Origin of the sequence: Paenibacillus polygoni (assembly GCF_030263935.1) — a bacterium.
Classification (GTDB): Bacteria; Bacillota; Bacilli; order Paenibacillales; family Paenibacillaceae; genus Paenibacillus; species Paenibacillus polygoni.
In genome coordinates this window covers 2,273,374-2,290,454 of sequence record NZ_CP127162.1, presented here as the reverse complement: position 1 = coordinate 2,290,454, position 17,081 = coordinate 2,273,374, and the positions used below count along the sequence as shown (strand labels likewise).

16 protein-coding genes and 1 pseudogene are annotated in these 17,081 nt (G+C 37.8%); 2 read left to right on the top strand and 15 right to left on the bottom strand.

Annotated elements, in window-relative coordinates:
* Positions 1 to 6: 6 nt before the first annotated feature.
* On the bottom strand, positions 7 to 507 hold the full coding sequence (locus QPK24_RS11020; protein WP_407082975.1) for a GNAT family N-acetyltransferase: 501 nt from the start codon (positions 505 to 507) through the stop codon (positions 7 to 9).
* Between the two features lie 81 nt (positions 508 to 588).
* Here QPK24_RS11020 and QPK24_RS11015 point away from each other — a divergent pair, with 81 nt between their 5' ends.
* The gene (locus QPK24_RS11015; RefSeq protein ID WP_285748662.1) at positions 589 to 1,545 is read left to right on the top strand and encodes an IS30 family transposase; all 957 of its coding nucleotides are present in this window, start codon (positions 589 to 591) and stop codon (positions 1,543 to 1,545) included.
* Positions 1,546 to 2,268: 723 nt separating this feature from the next.
* Here the strand turns inward: QPK24_RS11015 and QPK24_RS11010 are convergent.
* The 7 genes and pseudogenes from QPK24_RS11010 to QPK24_RS10980 all read right to left on the bottom strand — a co-directional run bounded on the left by QPK24_RS11010 (position 2,269) and on the right by QPK24_RS10980 (position 9,990).
* A pseudogene (locus QPK24_RS11010) lies at positions 2,269 to 2,941 on the bottom strand (HAD hydrolase-like protein).
* Between the two features lie 464 nt (positions 2,942 to 3,405).
* Positions 3,406 to 3,813 carry an SMI1/KNR4 family protein gene (locus tag QPK24_RS11005; RefSeq protein ID WP_285748660.1) on the bottom strand — a complete coding sequence of 136 codons (408 nt, stop codon included), beginning with the start codon at positions 3,811 to 3,813 and terminating at the stop codon, positions 3,406 to 3,408.
* Positions 3,814 to 3,985: 172 nt separating this feature from the next.
* Positions 3,986 to 4,444: an NUDIX hydrolase gene (locus QPK24_RS11000; protein ID WP_285748658.1), complete on the bottom strand. Its 459-nt coding sequence runs from the start codon at positions 4,442 to 4,444 to the stop codon at positions 3,986 to 3,988.
* 125 nt (positions 4,445 to 4,569) lie between these two features.
* On the bottom strand, positions 4,570 to 5,133 hold the full coding sequence (locus tag QPK24_RS10995) for a GNAT family N-acetyltransferase (protein WP_285748656.1): 564 nt from the start codon (positions 5,131 to 5,133) through the stop codon (positions 4,570 to 4,572).
* A gap of 51 nt (positions 5,134 to 5,184) precedes the next feature.
* Positions 5,185 to 5,871, bottom strand: coding sequence for a hypothetical protein (locus QPK24_RS10990; RefSeq protein ID WP_285748653.1), 687 nt, complete (start codon positions 5,869 to 5,871; stop codon positions 5,185 to 5,187).
* A gap of 142 nt (positions 5,872 to 6,013) precedes the next feature.
* A complete protein-coding gene (locus tag QPK24_RS10985; protein ID WP_285748651.1) occupies positions 6,014 to 6,703 on the bottom strand; it encodes a DinB family protein in 690 nt (229 codons plus the stop codon).
* 434 nt (positions 6,704 to 7,137) lie between these two features.
* Entirely contained in the window at positions 7,138 to 9,990 is a 2,853-nt protein-coding gene (locus tag QPK24_RS10980) for an endo-1,4-beta-xylanase (protein ID WP_285748650.1), read from the bottom strand.
* 432 nt (positions 9,991 to 10,422) lie between these two features.
* Here QPK24_RS10980 and QPK24_RS10975 point away from each other — a divergent pair, with 432 nt between their 5' ends.
* On the top strand, positions 10,423 to 10,692 hold the full coding sequence (locus QPK24_RS10975; RefSeq protein ID WP_285748648.1) for a hypothetical protein: 270 nt from the start codon (positions 10,423 to 10,425) through the stop codon (positions 10,690 to 10,692).
* Between the two features lie 754 nt (positions 10,693 to 11,446).
* Here the strand turns inward: QPK24_RS10975 and QPK24_RS10970 are convergent.
* The 7 genes from QPK24_RS10970 to QPK24_RS10940 all read right to left on the bottom strand — a co-directional run bounded on the left by QPK24_RS10970 (position 11,447) and on the right by QPK24_RS10940 (position 16,911).
* Positions 11,447 to 11,974: an AAA family ATPase gene (locus QPK24_RS10970; protein WP_285749269.1), complete on the bottom strand. Its 528-nt coding sequence runs from the start codon at positions 11,972 to 11,974 to the stop codon at positions 11,447 to 11,449.
* A gap of 451 nt (positions 11,975 to 12,425) precedes the next feature.
* Positions 12,426 to 12,521: a competence inhibitor ComI gene (gene comI, locus QPK24_RS10965; RefSeq protein ID WP_227011709.1), complete on the bottom strand. Its 96-nt coding sequence runs from the start codon at positions 12,519 to 12,521 to the stop codon at positions 12,426 to 12,428.
* Positions 12,522 to 12,849: 328 nt separating this feature from the next.
* Positions 12,850 to 13,836 carry a phosphotransferase family protein gene (locus tag QPK24_RS10960; protein WP_285748643.1) on the bottom strand — a complete coding sequence of 329 codons (987 nt, stop codon included), beginning with the start codon at positions 13,834 to 13,836 and terminating at the stop codon, positions 12,850 to 12,852.
* Between the two features lie 103 nt (positions 13,837 to 13,939).
* Complete coding sequence (locus QPK24_RS10955; protein WP_285748642.1) at positions 13,940 to 14,440, bottom strand: hypothetical protein; 501 nt, start codon at positions 14,438 to 14,440, stop codon at positions 13,940 to 13,942.
* A 218-nt stretch (positions 14,441 to 14,658) separates the two neighbouring features.
* Complete coding sequence (locus tag QPK24_RS10950; protein ID WP_285748640.1) at positions 14,659 to 15,150, bottom strand: hypothetical protein; 492 nt, start codon at positions 15,148 to 15,150, stop codon at positions 14,659 to 14,661.
* A gap of 226 nt (positions 15,151 to 15,376) precedes the next feature.
* On the bottom strand, positions 15,377 to 15,895 hold the full coding sequence (locus QPK24_RS10945; RefSeq protein ID WP_285748638.1) for a 2'-5' RNA ligase family protein: 519 nt from the start codon (positions 15,893 to 15,895) through the stop codon (positions 15,377 to 15,379).
* Positions 15,896 to 16,113: 218 nt separating this feature from the next.
* Positions 16,114 to 16,911 (bottom strand): aminoglycoside 3'-phosphotransferase, encoded by a 798-nt coding sequence (locus QPK24_RS10940; protein ID WP_285748637.1) that lies wholly within the window; start codon positions 16,909 to 16,911, stop codon positions 16,114 to 16,116.
* Positions 16,912 to 17,081 lie beyond the last annotated feature (170 nt).

Genomic DNA, 17,081 nt, shown 5'->3' with positions numbered 1-17,081 from the left:
CCTTATTTAATCTTTTTTACTTTTCCATTCGCTTGCTTTTAATCCGTAGATTATTCGGTTTAGATTCCTACCTTGAATATATTCATAATCTCTCAATTCACCTTCTTGTTTAAATCCTAATTTCTCAGGAATTGCACGACTCCTTCTATTTTCTGTTGCTGCTCCTATTTCAATTTTATTTAATTTATATTTGTCGAAAGCATGATTGATAAGTTCTATAACTGACTTCGTAATGAGTCCTTTTCCCTCGTATTCTTTACCTAGCCAATATCCAATTTCCGTTTTCTTATTCTCTTTATCTACGTATAGGTACCCGATAGAACCAACTAATTGACCTTCATTCCATATACCTAACCAGTACCCTTCCTCTTTGGCGTAACTGATCCTTGTTCTTTCGATAAAGGCTTGAGAATCTTCTACTTTTAAAGTCAAACTCGGAAATTTCAGCCATTCCCCAATATGCTCCCTATTTTTATTTATGACAGATTGTAATATGAAGTGCGACACCTAGTTCAAAATTAAAAATGGCCCATGGCCGGGTTCGTGTAGAATGGAGTTACCACACAACACCTACAAGGAGAATCCGCCATGAGCTACACACATCTTAGCATAATTGAACGCAGTAAACTAGAAGTATTACATCAACTGGGGCTGTCCGCCCGAGCCATTGCTCGCGAATTGGATCGTCATCATTCCACGATCAGCCGGGAACTGAGGAAAAATCAATGCCTAAATGGTTATCAAGCGGTAGCATCAGAGCATCGTTATAAGCATCTTCGCCAAGCTCAGAAACCTAGAGAAAAATGGACGGAGACACTCGGAAAAGAAATTGAACAGCGACTTCACGAAACCTGGTCTCCTGAGCAAATCTCTATGCGTTATAGACTGAAAGGAGAGCCCATGGTTTCGTTCAAAACGATCTATCGCTGGCTTTATCAAGGACGTATGATTCGTAACACCGTTCAGCAGTTAAGACACAAAGGAAAAAGACAAAAATCCCAAGAAAAACGAGGTCGCTTCCTCGTAGGCACTTCTATCAAACAACGGCCTAAAGAGATTCGTTCCCGTGAAACCTTTGGACACTGGGAACTGGACACGGTCGTCTCCAGCCGAGGAAAAAGTAAGGCTTGTGTCGCTACATGTATCGAGCGAAAAACAAGGCTATACACTGCTATTAAAATGCCAGATCGCACTTCATTATCAATGGAAATTGCTATTGGTGTAGTTGCTGCACAGTACCCTGCCCAAACCTTCCAGACAGCTACCGTAGACCGTGGTAAAGAGTTCGCGTGCTTTCGTGAATTGGAAGAGTCACACGGTATGACGGTATATTTTGCAGATCCTTATTCCTCATGGCAACGAGGCTCCAATGAGAATGGAAACGGGCTTCTTCGAGAGTTCTTCCCAAAAGGAAAGGACTTTGCAGAAGTGACTGAGGAAGAACTAGAACACGCCCTCCATCTCATTAACAGCAGACCAAGGAAATGTTTAGGTTGGAAAACAGCTCACGAATCATTTGAAGAAGAAGTGTCGCACTTGGATTGACAATCCGTCTTATCAAATTATATAACTTGTCTGCATGTTGAATCTCTAAAAGTGATAAATAAGAATGATCATCAATTTTGTATGTAAACATAATTTATTTCCTCGTTTTCTTTGATTGATTTTGTCATATGACTTCATCTTATGTTCAGGTATTCACGAAATCGAGCAGCAAGTTGTCACGGATTCTATTACTCTTCCAAAATCATCAACACGACTAAGGTTTAGTCGCTGCGTGAGTACTATGTTAGATGATGTTACCACTTTCTCGAATTACCTAACAGTAATATCTTTAATTAATCCTGTACGTTTTGTTAATGTTAGCACTAATTCTTGATTTATTTGATATTTATTACTCTCCGATTTTATTATTCTAATTCCGCGTTTTTTTCCATCCGTTTTTAATACCTTTATGATGTCAGTGTTTCATTCAATTATTATTACTTCCATCATTTTTATATCCTTGGTGATCAAATCAAGTGTTAGAATAATTGTATATACTAAAAATCCTAAAGTTAAAATTAGAAATAGTAAAATGAAAAACACTCGATCATAGTATATATTAACGATTAACTGTATTACACCTGTTATCATAAATATGACTGTTGTGAAAAGTACCATTTGAATTGATCTTTTATATGTTTGCATTTCAACCTCTTTTATATTAGTTGACTTTGGTAGTTTCATCTAACATTCTTTGTATCTACAAATCCGAGAGACCCTACATTAATATCCGTTAGCCTTTAGCTGAGATACAATTGATTTCAATTCATTTAAATCTTCTATAACTATATCAGCCAGAGAAAGTTCATCTTCTTGTGCGAAATCAAAATTACATCCTACTGCAACTAATCCATTATCCTTAGCTGCATTTATATCCGAAATTCGGTCCCCTACTACTGCACCATGAGTAATATGATACTTACTTATCAATAATAATCCTAACTAAATCTGACTTATTTAGCGATTCTATTTGCTGGATACTGAATGTTTCAGTAACCCAATTGTCTAAGTTATAATAATTTACAATTGCAGCTAAATACTCCATTAAGCCATTACTTGCTATGTATATTGAATAATTATTCTCTGTTAAATAATCGAAAACTGCTTTTACATTAGGATATAATTCACCTTTTCCACTTCTTATATTTTCAATTAATCTCCCTAAAAAATATGCATCCGCTTGTTCTCTGACTTCTATGGAATGATTGGGTAACAATGCTTCCCATACTTTAGGTAGAGGCACACCCATAATTTCACGGTATTTATCAATTGGTGTTTTTCTCTCCCATTCGTTTAGTGACTTCAGATAATTAAAAGTATCTTCGAGTGAAATTTCTAAAATCTTATCTGTTTGAAAAAGTGTTCCATCCATATCAAAGATGAGTGAATAAACCATCGACTTTCTCTCCTTTTCTAATTCCCATGATTGGCATTTTCCGTTTATTATCTAACCTCTTCATCATGCTCTAGAAAATTATCTTGTAACTCTCCACTCATATTCTCATTATTTATTAAAAGATCTATCTTTATATCCCTATTAGAAAAGGTGCAAACACCATCGATTATTCCTAAAAGATTTGAGATCGTATCAACCTGAATTTGTTCTATTATCTTGAAAATATTGTTTTATTCTCATCTGATAGTTCGTTGAAAAATACTAGTGCATCTTTCCAGTACCCGTCTTTCGCTTTATTCATCTGAATTTAAAAATAAGTCTCTATAAAGACTCTTAATTTCATTAACGATTGAACTATAAATTTCCTTTACGAATTCTTTATCATTCATGATATTGCTTCTTATTGACCAAGGGCCATCAGGCCCGATGCGTGGTTATGTGGTTACACGAAGCATTCCCTCTGATTAAACATCCAATAGAAATTGATAAAACTCATTCATGTCTTCTCCACATATTTCAATATCATCTATATCCATTACAATAAATGGAATCGTAATTATCCTCATTTCATCGTCCCTTACATCAAAACCGTATGCTTGATTTCCACCATCACTTCCAAACAAAAAGATTCCTGGAGCAAAATCATCAACTCCATATCCTTCATTTAGTTCAATCACTTCATTAACCGACCAAAATACAATGTAAGAATTTGAAATTGTTCCTTCAAAACCATTCAACACTTTGACTATCTCTTTATAATCATTAGGTAAAATAAATCCTAGTTTTGAATCAATCTCTTGGATGTCTTTTAAATCCAATGATGATTCCAAACTAATGCTATTATAAAAATGGTTTAAAAATAAATTTGTCATTTGTTTTCCTCGCTCTTAAGAGTCTTTCGTATAACGTTTCTGTATTCTCGACCAAGCTCATGCTGGGGTGTCCGGCGAATGTCGGACCCAGGATAAATGTCCGCAGCGTGAATCTATTGTTATATGATAGATCAGTTGTCTTCGAATCAGCCTTCAGGTCTAAGTCTTTGCTTTATCTAAATACTCCGACTCGTTGAGCCCTGAAATCATTAAAAGCATCAGTATGTTGCTGATTGACTAAATCAGGCATTTCATCAGGATTAAAGAATTGAAGCTCTATACTTTCTTCATTACTACTAATCAGTTCTCCATTGGAAATGCTTCCCTGATAAAAAAATGAAATCGTTTGTGCCTGATCTCCATTTGGATACTCGTCAAAATATTTGGTATACACGCCTATGAGCTTATCAATATGGATTGTTAATCCCGTTTCTTCCTTCACTTCACGGCTAGCCGTCTCTTCAGCAGATTCGCCTAATTCCATAGCTCCTCCTGGAAAGCCCCAAGCATTTTTATCTCTTCTACGTTGCAGCAATATTTGTCCCGCTTCGTTCACAATAATTGCTCCTGCAAAGTTAAGAATGATCATTTCACTGCCTACCTTACTTCTTATCCATTTGATATAATCCATCCGTTTCTCCTTTTTACGAGCAGGTAAAGCACTCTTTTTAATTTGAAATTCCCTTTCACTTGCATTTCTGAATTTTCGCATAATGTTCTTGCATTCACGACCCCCCCGGCTTCTTCGAAATACGTTCAAAAATCTATATCTTTACTTAAAATCGAAAGCATAGCTACATCTCTAAATTCCTTACCTAGCATATATTTACGTAATACACCTTCATTTGTAAATCCTAATTTGATTAATGTTCTAATAGAAGCTTTATTCTCAACGGCAACTGTTGCTTGTATTCTATGAAATCCAACAAAATTAAATCCGAACTTAATAACTTCCTTAATTGCTTCGCTCATAATTCCTTGATTCCAGTAATCCTTTGAAAGATAGTAAGCTATATCAGTCATCGAACTTCTAACAAAATTTGTACACTCAATGTAACCTATTGCACGATCGCTATTATTTAGTGCTATTGCCCAAACAAATGCACTTCTATGTTTATAAAATCTTGAATTCATAGTATCTATCCATTTAGAAGTCTCCTCAATCGTCATTCCTTGTCCTTCAATTGCCATGAATCTCAACACATCACTATCAGAATTAATAATTTGAAATGCATTAACATCCTCTTGTGAGAGTTCTCGAAGTGTTAGTCTTTCAGTTTTTAAAGTCGGAAAGACTTTGAATTTCTCTTTAAAACTCATCCTGTGCTACCTCCCTTTAAATTGTTTATTGTTAACTAATGTTCGTTGGCTTCACTGAGTTCCCTGCAAAGTTCCTACTATTATTCCGTTTTTGTTTTTTAAAGCTACTTCTTTCTCAGAAATCCATTGTAGTTTACCTAAATGAATATGAAACTTCCATTCATTTGGTACTTCTTTGATTACAAGTTTTCTTGCAATCTCTTTACCACTTTTGTCTGTTATACATAAATATATTTTAATCTCGCTTATTCCATGCTCACATATAACCATTGCCTTTAAATTACGCTTGGGATTATACACTGCTTTACCATATTGATACATGTTTAATAGATTATCGTTTTCCATTTTCGAAAATACTTCTATGAACGGTTCACTATTCCATTCCTCTTCTTTAAGTACTTCAAAAGCCCCTTCTTTCAATACGTTAAAAATCATCCATTTCTTTTCTTCTGATGCCAAATTGAAATATCTAGAAATATCAAACTCCATGCTAACTTCGTATACTTCAGATTTAACAAACTTTTTTCGCGATTTGTTAATATCTGAATAACATTCAATCATCAGCTTCCAAGAAAATGAAGTCTTGTACCGGTAATTTTTGAAATATCTTTCCATCATCGAAGCTATACAGCGGCATTCATTTCTAAACTGAAGCCGCTTAGGCTTCCAACTTTGCTCATAGTCCTCAGCATCTTCTTTAATGTAAGGCAGATCCAAATCAAATTCTTTTAATATCATTGGTTCATCTCCCTCATGTTTTTACGAATTTCAGTTAACGTTATTGTATTCTCGACTCGACGTAAGCCGGACCGAGGGTAAATAATCGATGTGAGAATATGTTGTTATAGGAAGTAAACCTCTCTTCAAAATTCTGATACCCCTAATTATTTTGAATTCTTTGTTTGATTCTGATCGATTTATTCAAATGTAGAAATATATGCCTTGTCGCAGGCATAAGTATTAATCCAGCTGTAGTCTTATTCCCCCAATATTCAAGCAGCCAAGAGGCTTCTTCCTTTACTGCATTTTGCTCTTTAAGAATATTAATTTTTCTTGTCTCTACTTTGTTTCTAAATTCACCTGGTAATAAATTTGATACAATTTCTCGAGTTTTTTGTCCTACTTCGTTTCTATATTCCAATAATGCATTAATATCAATATTCTCACTTAGATCAGCAATTTCAATTTCTGTCATTTCGTTTCCTGAATGCGGATAATCTACGTTAAGTTTCTTAGCCCAATTATCGGTATGTAATACTTGATCACCTTCAGCTACGAGAATATTCATTGTCATATCTTCAATACGTGTAACATGCCACACATGCCATACAATAGAGTTTCGTGTATCGGGTGCTTTAATAGGATACTTACGGTATGATTCCTCCAGTAAATCTTTTAGTAAATCATCTTCAAGCGTAGCAACTGGTGAGTTACTTATTTTTGATGAATGTAACAGACTATGTTGACTCAAGAAAAGTTCTTTTGAATTCTGATGTTCACTTGGTTTTAGAATAATATTGGTTAGTTTCTTATGATTTTCATTCCAATGCTTTCTTTGGCTCAAGTCCAAAATAATCCGTCCCTTTTATTAAGATTTCTTTGTTGAGATTTTCTGTTTTAATGCTTTACCCAGATTTCCTCTAACGTTCTTGTATACGCGACGCCGAGAAGTCCCCGGCTGCGCTTGCGCAGTTAGTCTCGCAGGTGTGTCCGCCTGTACCTACTTCTTCAAATTGCCTCGGGCAGACCGAGGTGCGTGTGCACCCAAGCGTTAATACTGTGTTATCGAATGTAACAGCATCCTCGAAATCCCTAGTTGGTTAGTGAATGATAAAATTAATAACATATTCATATTTATTCTTCTATGCCCATACTTCAAATATTAATCGAGCATCACTCCTTGTCTTCCCTCTCGATCTTATATATCACTAATTTCGTATGTAAAAACAACCTCCATCTCCACTTTATCATAGGTGGAATTGGAGGTTGTTTGCAAGATTATAATCAGCGTGTATAGATTCCAAGATCTCCTAGGTCAATTTCATAGCTGTCCTGGAGTTTCTCGTATTCGCCTTCAAAGTAATCATCTAGGTATGAATGTCCAAGAATAAATCTGTCCGGATTCATGGCGCCGTAGTAACCAGCATTGGCATTGCTCTGACTGTCAAACAATACATAGCTTCCCTGCCATCCTGAACCGGATACGCCCCAGCTGATGATGTGATCGATGTAAGGGGCGAACTTGGTGAACAGTTTGTACATTAACGCGTACTCATAACCAAGGGCGTCTGACTGTCTGACATTTAGCACCTCAGGAGCGGTCGCACCGCCACCGGGAGCATTGGTCGGTACCTTAAGGTCAAATTCTGAGAAAGATATGCCAGAAAGAAGTCCTTGGTCAACGAGAGAAGCATAGAGGGCCATGGCATATTGGTTATCGCTTGCAAGTGTCTTTCCAATCGAATCGTGTCCCTGAATACCGATGTCTTCGATAAGGGGTCTTCCGTCATACAGCGGATCGGAGAGCCATGCGGTGTTCAGTTCGCGAACCATGTTGAATACAGTCCTCGCCTTGCTGCGGGAAGCAATGCCGTAATCGTTGTAGGTTAGTTTCGGAGGATTGTCTACGATATAGGCGTCAATACTGCCATCATCATCATGTCCGTCGAGCTTCATATACTCGGGAAGGTCAGCATAGTTGGCTTTATAAGCCGCCGCCATCTGGTTGTTAGGGGCTGCGATGTGCGCATATTTGAAAAGTAAGTAAATATAATGCTCGGTGATATCACCGCCAATTAGTTCATCCGACATTGCAACAAGCCAGTTCGTGTGTTTGAGACTCGTCCTCCAGTTGTTCACATCGGCCGGGATGAGTTCGCTGTGACGGCTTTCGTGGATCTCTTCGTTGAGAACGTCCCATGAATTGAAGGGAATTACTCCACGGGATACGCTTGAGCCATACTTCACATCACTCGTCAGGAAGTGCCGCATCACATACATTGTGTGGTTAAACTGCACTCTTCTGGCCATTTCTTTGTCTACCTCAACTTGGGCTGTAACGCCGTTTCCCAATCCATAGAAATCAGTTGTGCCGTTATATCCGGATGGAAGGTTCGCGGGAATAATCTGTCTCATCCAAGCTGGGGCTTGGTTGTACCATGCCAACACATGAGCGTGAGATTTGTACTGTCCGGGAGTACCAGAATCCCTGATTGCTTGATAAGAGTTGGTAGGGAAACTGTATTCACCTATGCCAGGTAGGGTGGATGCACCGCTCAGGGTAGCGCCATTAACGCTTCTTAGCCAGTTCGGACCGCGGGGATGCGTGCTATCGGCCTTAAGATTGTTGCCGTCGACAAAGATCTCATAGTGATTGGCTCTGGTTCCGGTTACTGATCCGGTTCCGATTGCGCCGACCATGAACAGATCATTTTCCCTGCTGTATACACTCTTTAAAGGCGCTACGACACTCTCGTTTTCCCTGTTGACTACGTTAGGAAGCGCAATGCCATTGGGATCGGGTGTGGTTATTTTTATGTTGGCGACAAGAAGCATGCCAGTTTCTGCGGGACGACTTGTCTCGCCATGGAGCTCAAGAATGAAGTCCGAAGAAATGCCTGTTGAGGCGCTTATGCTGTGGTGATCCCTCAACCAGGTTTCACCGTTGTAGCTGCCAACCCAGTCAGGGTTAAGATTATCGTACTGGTAACCCCTAAGGTAGCTATCCAGGTCAGAGTTGGTATTTCTGACTCTCCACCTCATGTATTTGCCCTGCGCGCTCTTGGGGTAGTACACATCAAACTCAATAGTTGAGCCTGTAGGGACATTTACAGTCTGGGACAACGGAGATTGAATGCTGATTCCGCCGAACACGCTTGCTCCGTTATGGGCGTAATTGATCTGGAGTACATCAGCTTTGCCTTCGGAATCTGCAAATGGATATGGAATCATTGCGTATGTGCCACCAGCAAAGTTGGCGGGAACACGATTGTCAAGCGGGGTTCTTGAGGTCCAGGCATTGGTAGGCGCCGTGATATCTATAGGTATTCTACCCAGACCCGGATCAAGACGGAAATAGGGATCTGAACCGTCCGCTTTGATCTTTCCTTTAAAATTGGCTATGGCGTCTTCGAGGCTGGCTATGGCTTCGCCTGCCCAGGGAATGAGTGCATTGCGCGCGAACTCAAGCACGTTATCAAGACCTTCGAGTTCGTCGGCGTACACCCAGGGGAAAGCTTTGTTCACATCAGATCCGTCATCGGTATAGCTAATCTGTAGCGGGAATTCCTCGTTGCCAGCTTTTAAAGTTTCAGCTTGTGCAATGAGGTCGTTCAGCTCAACCATAATTTCAGGATACGGGACGCTCTCAAGAGGAATCAGGATAGCGTCATCGATGAAAACCATGTTGATATTTCTGCCGGACGCTACGTTTTCAAGGAAAAAAACATAGCAATCGTCGTTGGTTTTTTTCTGACCAAATACAGGAGCAATTAAGTAATCTGTGTAGGCATTTCCTTCTTTTGTGGTTACTGTGAAGCTAGAAAATTTCTTAAATACTTCGGCATCGACTTTCAAATAGCCTTTGTCCTTCTTTTTTGCATCATAAATGAAATAGATGCCTGGGAAATCATTGCTATGGGCGTTAGATGTGATCTTCGCTCCAGAAGCGTTGACGCGAGTTAAATTCGCATCACCTTCGACTTTAAGGGATACAGCTTTGTCAGCGTCGCCATTCCAGACAAGTGTCCGTTCGCCTCCGACCGCGGCGGCCGGGACAGGGTCAAACGCGAATACGGAGAACAGTATGATGACTGAGAGGTAGCGAGAAACGTGGATTAAGAGTTTGTCAACTTTCATCGTAGTTTTTTGCTCCTTTTCTTAAGGCAACCCCTAAAATCTCGTTTTAGAGTATCCCATATTTGGATTTTGTTTTTTTAAACCTTTACTAATAAAAATGTTGTTGAAGATTTGCTTTTTTATGACGAATAGAACATCATACCCCTCCATTTCTAACTTGTTTATTGTTAAGGGCTCACTTTTGCTGGCAGTCCAAGACAAAAATGCCTCCTTTACAAGATATGTCAGTATGTATTCATGCTTGGATGATATGTCTAAATATTTATTCCACAAAGTTGTTAGATTACCTCTCTATGGAGAATCACTTAGCCTTAATTTCTCGCGTTTCCTTAGCTGATGCCATCCGCTACTTCTAGATACCTGTTATTGACTTATCGCTCCATAAGATATCTTCATTCTAGGTGCATACGACAACCATGAGTTTATTTTAAAATGCTTACGAAAAGTATTCTTCTATTTCGTATTTCGAGCTGCTTCTCTCCAACCGTCGTGGTCGTGTTAGGAACGAATCCAAGCTTCAGCAACTACTCGAAATTGCTAAGGAGATATGAAAAGGTTCCCTCTTCTTACCTTCGAACTGCCTTGTATCAAGCTACTGTATCAGCCATTTCCAAGCAGATTCATGGTCCTGCAAAAGTCACAATTGTGGCTGCTTCTCACAAGCTTTTGCTCATTATTTTTTGGTATGTGGAATTCTGGTAGATTTTCTAGCTGATTAACTTTAAAACTGGAATTTATATTTCATTATCTCCTTCTCTTTCGGGCAGGTTTATTTAAGTATGTCTAGCCTTTAGCTGTCTGATTATTTTGGCAGATATGCTTGACTTTGATTAGCTGGTTTATGTGGTGAGATCGACTCCTTGAAATAACTTACAAGCTTTATATCTGTTTAAATAACGAACTTTAACCTGAGTTGCAATTTAATCTTTTATTCTGACTTCTATTATCCAGATCTTTAGATACGAGTTTGAAACCAATTTTCAAATCTGATCTTCGAAATACAGCTAACAAACTGATACTCTGATTGATCTTGTCTATCTCTTAGACCACACAAAAATAAATAGCGTTGCTGAAGGACCAATTAATAGTGAAATTAGAAACCAAATAAACCAATTCAGTCCGCTTCTATTTTTACCTTGAGCTAATCCTGCATTAATTAAAACAAGCGTTCCCCAACCAACAGTGAACCCCCATTAAGGTTAGTCATTGTAAATCTCCTTTGGTTTAATGTATGTATCACTTGGTTATTTCACATAACGTTCTTGTATTCACGACGTCCAACCCCCTTAAGTCCGAAGATCGCTGCGATTCGGTTAGGGAGCTGGATGTGTCCGGCTGATTCCATTTCCTGCTGTTGAATTTGCCTCTATGAATTCACCTCTAACTTCTGCCGAACCGAGGGCATATCGATTCGCAAACACATTGTTATGTGTAGTCAGTCACTTTGTTGAATTACTTACACATTGATTTTTGAAATCTTCCTTAGAATTATTCTTATAACTTCTTCTGTTTCTTTATTATCTGTGTCAATATGTTCTTGAAATTTAATATCATTAAACGCAATTACACCCGCGTTTGTTTGCTTCTGATACCAAACATCAAATTTGTCTCCCCGTTCTTCAATTCGTTTTTTGATCGTCTCTTCAGATGCTACGAGGCAAAAATGAAAAGTATCTCGATCAATACTTCTAAATCCATTTAATATGTAATTGAAGTTTACTGACTTATATATTGTCATTGGAACAATAAGATGTTTCTTATACCTATTTATTAATTCTCGAGCTGTCTGTACTACAAGTATTCTCCATAGTTCTATATCCTGAAAATCATCAGTCCGTTCTTCTTCAAAGTAGATGTCTTCTGTTATGATTTTTCTCAACATATATCCAATTTCTTCAGGATCATAAATCATACTATTAGGTATTAGAGGCTGCAGCTTTTGAGAAGTCGACGTCTTGCCGGATCCAAATGAACCGTTAATCATAATTATCAAGTGATCACTCCTTCTAGTTTTAGGTTTACATTATGCACTTGACTGATTTCACATAACTTCCTTGTATCTACGAACCCAAGAAGCTTAAGGCGCGCAAGCGCCGAGTCCGATAGACTTAGCCTCGTAGGGTTGTGAGCTGTATCTACTTCTTCGCTTTCACTTCTTGCGAACCAAGGGCCGAACGGCCCGCAGCATAGATATGATGTTATCTGATGGGGATGCCATCTTCGAATAACTCTTCAATATCAGTCTGTATGTCTGTTTAACAAAGATTTCTAACTCAATTAGTTCTTTGATACATCTTTTCAAGTATGGTATTATATATTTAATAAAGACCAAGTGCGCTAACACTTGGTCCATACAATTGGCTTGGATGGGTGATCCCTTCTTAGTCATTTAAGATCGGAAACCCACCTTCGGCGGTCAACCTTAGGGTGGGTTTTTACTTTCTCTTGTTGTTATTATTAATGTAAGTTAAAAGTGCAAGAATGAATGATCCAAATAGGAACATAATCGTTAGTGCATCTTTCACTTCCATGGCTTCACCTCCTTTCGAAGGGAAACCATGACCACCCAAGATTCAATTGTAGTTATATTTTACCTTTATTTCTATCTACGTACAAGCGTTCTTATTATGTATATGGATTTCGATTCTAAATATAGATTTAATACATTAGCAGCCCTTTCGGATAACGTTCTTGTATTCACGAGTCCGAGAGGCTTAAAGGAGCGTCAGCGACTGGGTGCGCAGCACTTAGCCTAGCAGGAGTGTCTGCTGGTTCACTTCTCAGAGTCGCTTCTTGCAGACCAAGGACCGAACGGTCCGAAGCGTGATACTTTGTTATAGGTTGTCAGCCCTCTTTGAACTATCTAAATTCCTTAATTCCGTTCTTAAAAGCTTCTTGGTCATTATGATCTATCCCATGTAAAGCTTCCTGTAAAGCAAAGGTGCTTCTATAAAAGTGAACTCGTTCTGAAATTTGTTTTCCTCCCGGATACAGATTAGTACATATTTCAAAGAACTCTTTTCCGTAACTGGAGAGAATTCCTGCGAAATCATATGCTGGATCCCCAAGTCCTGATCCTCCGAAGTCAATAACTCCTTCTATTCTGTTTTCTTTTCGATTCCATATAATATTGCCTGCTCCAAAGTCTCCATGAATATAGGTTTTCTCTAAATTATGATTATGCGTATTATTTAAAAATGTATAAAAGTTATCTACTACTTTTTTTTGCGCATCTACACGCATAAATGGAAAGAGTTTCTCTCTTATTCTAATAAACAGATTTTCTATAATTCTATGTACACTTTCATGTTGTTTTTGAATAACAACTGCTTTCGGTATTTCCATAGAATGGAGTTCAATAAGAAAAGTAACAAGTTGTGAGGCAATCGTATCCAATAGGTCTTGGCTTTTGATGGTTAATAATTCTTCCTTCCAAAAAGGAGCTCCTTCAATCAGCTTATAGCCCATGAAAGCCTTACCTACCTCCATCTCATTAAAAGATTTATAGGCTGGATATGGAATCTGCATTGTTACAGTCTTACAAATAGTTTCTAACATCTCGGTTTCTCGCTTTAATTTCTCTAATCCTTCCTTATACTTAGGAAACCTAAAAACGAGAGATTCATTAAGAATAAATACGTTATTATTCTGTCCGATCTCATTTTGTTTAACATCTTGAATATGTAAGTTTGGGTAAACTTCTTGAATGCGTCGAACGAAGGTAGAGATCATATACAAGCTCCTTAAATATAAATATTTTGTTTTCATGGATTGTAGCTGATTTCCTATAAAAGATTGGCATCCCTGACGTTCAAGCAGCTTAAGTGACCAACGGGAACAGGTCATCGTCTGATTCTCCCTATAATTATACATCTGACGACCAAGGAGCGTCAGTGATGAAGCAAGAATGCTTTGTTAGGCGATGCAAATTTGTGATACTTTCAAGATATTATTTATATTTTAAATTCCATTCATTTGACCATTTTGGATAAGATATTCCAGTAAACTCTTCGAGTGTTTTTCCATCAATTGTGTAAACCCAGCCCTTATTTAATTCATCGTAATCAGGAAAACTATAACCTCCTACAACCTCATTGTCTGCTTCCATCAGAAAAATAATGGTTTGTTTATTTCTATTATCATTCTCGTTATCTAAGGGGTGGTTTTTAACAATGAACTTACTTGTAGTTATTCTCTTACCTACATAAGAGAGAGGATCAACGCTTTGAACACTCCAATATTGTAAATAAGGCATTTCCGTCAGTAGCTTTTTATCTAATAAATATTCAGAAACAAGTCCTTCATTACTAGTTATTAAATAGCCCTTATCGGTAATAAAACGTTCTGCTTTGCTATATTCTTTTTTTGAATTTTCACTAATTAGATTATTACTGCATCCAAATAAGATGATCAAGAATAAAGGAACTAGAATTATCTTCAATTTTTTCATTGGTTGCTCTCCTTTTAATCATTCTTCGATCGTTTCAACTAACGTTTTCATATTTACGAAACCTCATTGACTTAAGTGACCTAAGGGAACGGCCGCGATGCGGTAGTCGTTTTCACCTGAATCCACTTCTCCGAAACACCTCTTGGTGACCAAGGGACAGCTTGATGGAACACAGCGAGAATTCATTGTTATGTGATGTCCCTGACCCCGTAGCATTACTAAAGAAAATTATTAATTCTCTTCCATTCTTCAGGAACAAGTAGACATAGTGATGGAGTTAAACATTCAGTGTAAAAGGAGTTGCTAGGAAAATCTTCTTCAATATATTGAATTACTTTATTATTGACTTTAGTAATTTCATCATTTGAATCGTTATATTTCAAGTTTTCATATTCTTCATTCTCTATCCCGAAATAAAAATCAGTTTCGCTGAACCATCCTTCATGATAAGAACTTTCAGGTCCTCTTAACCCGTGCGGACACCCCAACTCATTTCTTGAAGCATCTGTACAATGACACCACCAGGATACTGCGTAAACAATCACTCCTAGATTTGTAAATTGATCAATCAACGGCCTTACAAACTTAAGTGAAGTAATAAGATCAATATAGCCAGTGCCAACTGTCTCCACTTGAAATTCTTTTAACTGTTGTTCTATTTTATTTTGTATAGTTTCTTGATTTTGAATAAGAATATCAAAATATTCCATATCTTCTCTCCAATCTCTTCAGGGATTTCACATAACGTTGTTGTATTCACGAACCCGAGAGACTTAAGGCGTGTCAGCGCCGGGTCGAAGACTTAGTCTCGTAGAGGTTATTCGCATGATTTCACCCCCAGGTTCTTCAGCTTCAGGAGAATCAAGGAGCCTTAGCGACGAGGTGTGAATACGTTGTTATCGATTGTTCCCAGCTATATTGAATTGAGTATCATAGTTAATTTATTTCTATTGTCATTTCTATTATTGATTCTTCATCATCACCTATAATTTCCACACTTATTTCTTTAATAAGTTCTTCAAATGTTTCATTCATTGTCTTGTAATGCTCTATCAATCTCTCTAATTCTTCTTTGTCAGCTATACGCCCTATAGTCATATGTGGTATGTAATCTGTATTATATAAAAAATCCGGTTTGTATTGCTCTAACATCCCTGTATAAAGTCTGTTATGTATCTCACTTAATTCATCTTTACCTTCTATTACATTCAAAAAGAGATATCCTCCACTCCCTCCACTAACGCCGTATATCTTTAAATAAAATGTATTTATGTCTTTTAATGCACTCACAATATGTTCTCTTAATTGGTCCTTAGAGAAGTCACTATGGAACGGAAATACAAGTGTTACATGAGGATCGACTAATTGGTATAAAGGATCGTGTTGTTTTCTAATTTCTTCAATTAAATTATTGTTCTGAAATTTCGGAAAAATCATTATACATCGTTGTACCATATCTCCACGTCCTTATAGAAATTCGGGAATTTCCGATAACGTCTTTGTATTCACGATCCCTCACCTGGCTTAAGAAGCGCTAGCCCCGGGTCCGACGGACTTAGCCAGTGCCAGAGTTGTCCGGTCTGCTTCCTCTTCCCCCGAAATCCCTCTTCCGCCCGAGGGCCGGATAGATCAATGCGTGAATTTTGTGTTATCGGAAGTTGACTCTTCATTGTTTACGCCCAAACTAATTGTTCAACGATCTTATAGTTTTGTATCCTTTGTTTATCGACCTTGCTTACCCCATAGCTATTAAAAAACAATTCAACATATTCAATACCATAATTTCTTATAATACTCTTCTCTACTACTGCTAAATCATAATAACGATCGGCAATCCCACAATTTCCAAGGTCTATATATCCACTGATAGTTGCATTATTAATTAATATATTTGGCATGCTATAATCACCATGGGTAAAAACCAGATCTTCCTTCGAAGAGCTAAAGTAGAATTCTAACTCGTTAATCACTCCAATAATATTGGTTTTCCCAAAAATATTGTAAATATCTTTAGAATTCATTAATCCTTGTTCATGATTGGTCTTGATAATCTTTATTAGCTGATTAATTGAATTATCAAAAGGACAATCTTCAATTGAAACATCATGAATGGTTCGAAGTCCGTGAGCAATTAACACAACCAGTTCTTTCACATTGTGCTTAGCGAACTCACTAGCTGCATCAAATCCAGGCAACTCTAATGTCAGCAGATATTCATAATCTTCTAATACTCCAAAATCAATAACTTCCGGTATAGGTATCTTATTCTTACACCATATTAGTTTTTTCGCTTGTCTTTCAAGTGACTCTGCTAAACCCGCTGGTTGTATCTTTAAATATCTACTCTTCCCATTCTCACTTTGTATATAGAAGGTTTGAGCAACATTCTCCCAACGAAAAGCTACTTTATCATCATTTGTGATTAAGCTTTCAAATTGACGAGGCAGTTTGTTTTTACCATCTGCTTCCATGAACAACCCCCCAGTTATAAATTCAGGCAATTTTCCGATAACGTTCGTGTATTCATGGTACGCCCCAGCCGTAGATAGCTCTTATCTTAGGCTAGGTCGTTTGTTGTCTGAGCTTCTTCCATGATTATACATCTTACAACCAAGGGGCGAACCCACAGCGTGAATACGGT